This window comes from Mycolicibacterium canariasense (assembly GCF_002101555.1).
Lineage (GTDB): Bacteria > Actinomycetota > Actinomycetes > Mycobacteriales > Mycobacteriaceae > Mycobacterium > Mycobacterium canariasense.
In genome coordinates, this window is the sequence record NZ_LQOL01000062.1 from 1 (window position 1) to 2583 (window position 2583).

At 64.8% G+C, this 2583-nt stretch carries 3 protein-coding genes and 1 pseudogene; 3 read left to right on the forward strand and 1 reads right to left on the reverse strand.

The annotated features are described in order from the left end of the window. A partial coding sequence (locus tag AWB94_RS22540; protein ID WP_133058222.1) for a DUF5078 domain-containing protein occupies positions 1–108 on the forward strand: 108 nt, incomplete at its 5' end. Between the two features lie 16 nt (positions 109–124). On the opposite strand, the gene AWB94_RS22545 is transcribed toward AWB94_RS22540, so the two are convergent. Next, positions 125–1345: a multidrug effflux MFS transporter gene (locus AWB94_RS22545; RefSeq protein ID WP_062655111.1), complete on the reverse strand. Its 1221-nt coding sequence runs from the start codon at positions 1343–1345 to the stop codon at positions 125–127. Positions 1346–1455: 110 nt separating this feature from the next. Here AWB94_RS22545 and AWB94_RS22550 point away from each other — a divergent pair, with 110 nt between their 5' ends. Next, positions 1456–1959 (forward strand): MarR family winged helix-turn-helix transcriptional regulator, encoded by a 504-nt coding sequence (locus AWB94_RS22550; RefSeq protein WP_062655112.1) that lies wholly within the window; start codon positions 1456–1458, stop codon positions 1957–1959. A gap of 281 nt (positions 1960–2240) precedes the next feature. Next, positions 2241–2507 (forward strand): annotated as a pseudogene (locus AWB94_RS22555) (peptidoglycan endopeptidase); the annotation flags it as partial. Positions 2508–2583 lie beyond the last annotated feature (76 nt).

Sequence of the window (2583 nt, forward strand, 5' to 3'; positions counted from 1 at the left end):
CCCAACTGGGCCAAACTGTTCTTCAACAACAAAGGCGTAGCCGCCCACACCACCGACATCTGCCAGAACTACCCGCCAGGCGACATGTCTGTCTGGGACTGGCACTAGGCCACCCCGCCGCCACTCAGTGCGTGGCGGCGATTACCGAAGGACCGGCCTGGCCGGCGGTGTCCACGGCTTCGGACCGGCGGCCGCGGGTGAAGGCGATCAGGGCCGCGGCGGCCAGCACCGCGGCGGCGAACATGGCAATGCCCATGGGCACCGCGCTGTGCTCGCCGGCAAGCCCGACCAGGGGTGAGGCACCGGCGCCGAGCGCGTATTGCAGGAAACCCAGCACCGCGGACCCGGTGCCTGCCGCATGGCGGACCTCGGCGGTGGCCAACGCCATGGCGTTGGCCACGACGAAGCCCATGCTGGCCATGAAGCCGGCCATCAGCGCGATCGTCGGCACCGGTGCGACACCACCGGCGGTGACGGTGAGCAGCAGCAAGCCGGTGACCATGACCATTGCCGTCATACCGATCAGCATCAGCCGTCTCGGCGCGATCCGTACCACCAGTCGGGCCGACAGCGCGCTCATCGCGGCCATCACCACCGCGCAGCCGCCGAACGTCAACGAGTATGCCCGCGGCGACAAACCGACGATGTTCTGCAGGACGAACGGTGAGGCAGAGATATAGGAGAACAGCGCGGTGAACGCGAAGGCCAGTGCCAGCGCATAACCGACGAACCGGCGGTTGCCCAGCACGGTGGCAGTGCTCGACCACAGTGCCGTCAGCCCCCCGGGCCTGCGCCGGTCGCGGGGTAGCGACTCCGGGGTGAAGAACACGACACCGAGCAACATCAGGGCGTTCAGGGCAGCCAGCGCGACGAACACGACCCGCCACCCGAAGTCGGCGACGATGAAGCCGCCCAGCACGGGCGCGACGACCGGGCCCAATGCCCCGATCACCATCAGCACGCCGAACAATCGGGCGGCCTCGGCCCCCGCGGTGCGGTCGGTCACGATGGCGCGGGAGATCACCACCCCGGCTGCCCCGGCGAAACCCTGCGCGAAGCGCAACGCGATCAGGACCTGAACCGAGGGGCTGATGATGCACAACACGCTGGCCAGCAGGCACACCAGGGTGCCGATGAGCAAGGGTGTCCGCCGGCCGTAGCGGTCGGACAAAGGCCCGATCACCAACTGACCCACCGCGAGCCCGATCAGCAGTGCGGTCAGTGTCAGTTGGATCATGGGCGCCGACGTACCGAATTCCGCGGCCATTTCGGGAAACGCCGACAGGTACATGTCGATGGACAGTGGCGTCACCGCGGACAGCAGGGCCAGGACGGCGATCAGCATCGCGGACACCGTGTGGCGGGTTGGTGTAGTCAAGTGCGAACCTCGCGTCAATTGATTATGGAATAATATATATTGAAGCATATGTATCCTTTGGTAGGTAATCTGCGGTGATGGAGGTCACCTCACGGGATGACGGCGCCCCGATCCGAGAGTTGGCGCTCGCCCTGCATGAACTGTCGTGGCGGCTGACTCGGTTCGGCCCCATCCGAGCCGGCCTCGATCCCCTGCCCTCCTCCGAACTGGCGGTGCTGCGCGCGATCGTGGACGAGCCGGGGCTGAGCGTGTCGGATGTCGCGGCCGCGGTGGCCATGCAGTCGAGCAATGTGAGTGCCGCCATCCGGGCCCTCGTCGAGCGGGGACTGGTCTCGAAGACACCTCGAGAAGACGACCGGCGGGTGTCGATGTTGCACCCAACCCTGAAGGCCCGCAACGACAAACGTGCCATCGACGACGCGCTGGCCGACGGCATCGTCGAGGTGCTCGCGGGTTTACCGGCGGAATCCGTTGCAGCGCTTCTCTCCGCAGCGCCCGCGATGCGAGGCCTGGCCGGCGCTCTGGCGCGACCTTCCAAGCCCGCGGTTGCCAGAATCGCCGATTCCGGATCAGAGCCATGAATTAACTTGACCCGCAATCGATCTCAAAACAGTAATGTAAGGAGTTCGGCAGCAACATGTTTCGTGGTCGCAGTCGGCGGCGCCCGCGTGAGGTAACGCGGAACCACTGACCCGCAACACCTTTGCGAGAACATGACAAAGTCGCCCCCAGAAGTCGAATTGCGGCCCGCGCCAAAGCCCTTCACCTGCACCTTTGTGAGTTCAGCAATTGAATTCATGAATTGTGAAGGGAATCACAGAATTTTGCTCCCTTACAAAACGCTCTGTTACTGTCCGTCCGCATGTTTGCTCTCGCGTCGCTGTTGGCGCTTGTCAACCAGGTTTCGGGCACGCCGTATATTCCGGGTGGAGACTCTCCGGCGGGGACCGACTGCTCGGGCCTGGCATCCTGGGTCAGCAACGCCGCAACCAACCGGCCCGTCTTCGGTGACCGCTTCCACACCGGAAACGAGGAACGGGCGCTGCTGGCCCGCGGCTTCAAATACGGCACCGCGCCCAACGCCCTCGTGATCGGGTGGAACCGCGGCCACACCGCGGTGACACTGCCCCTTCCGCGTCAGAGATCGGTAACCAGGACTCGGTTTTAATTCTCCGCATTTTTGCTGGTTCGATCACCGGAGCAGG

Bases quoted from the DNA above. Each gene is read 5' to 3' on its own strand.
- AWB94_RS22550 (WP_062655112.1), top strand. From the start codon at position 1,456: ATGGAGGTCACCTCACGGGATGACGGCGCCCCGATCCGAGAGTTGGCG.
- AWB94_RS22545 (WP_062655111.1), bottom strand. From the start codon at position 1,345: ATGCTGATCGCCGTCCTGGCCCTGCTGTCCGCGGTGACGCCACTGTCC.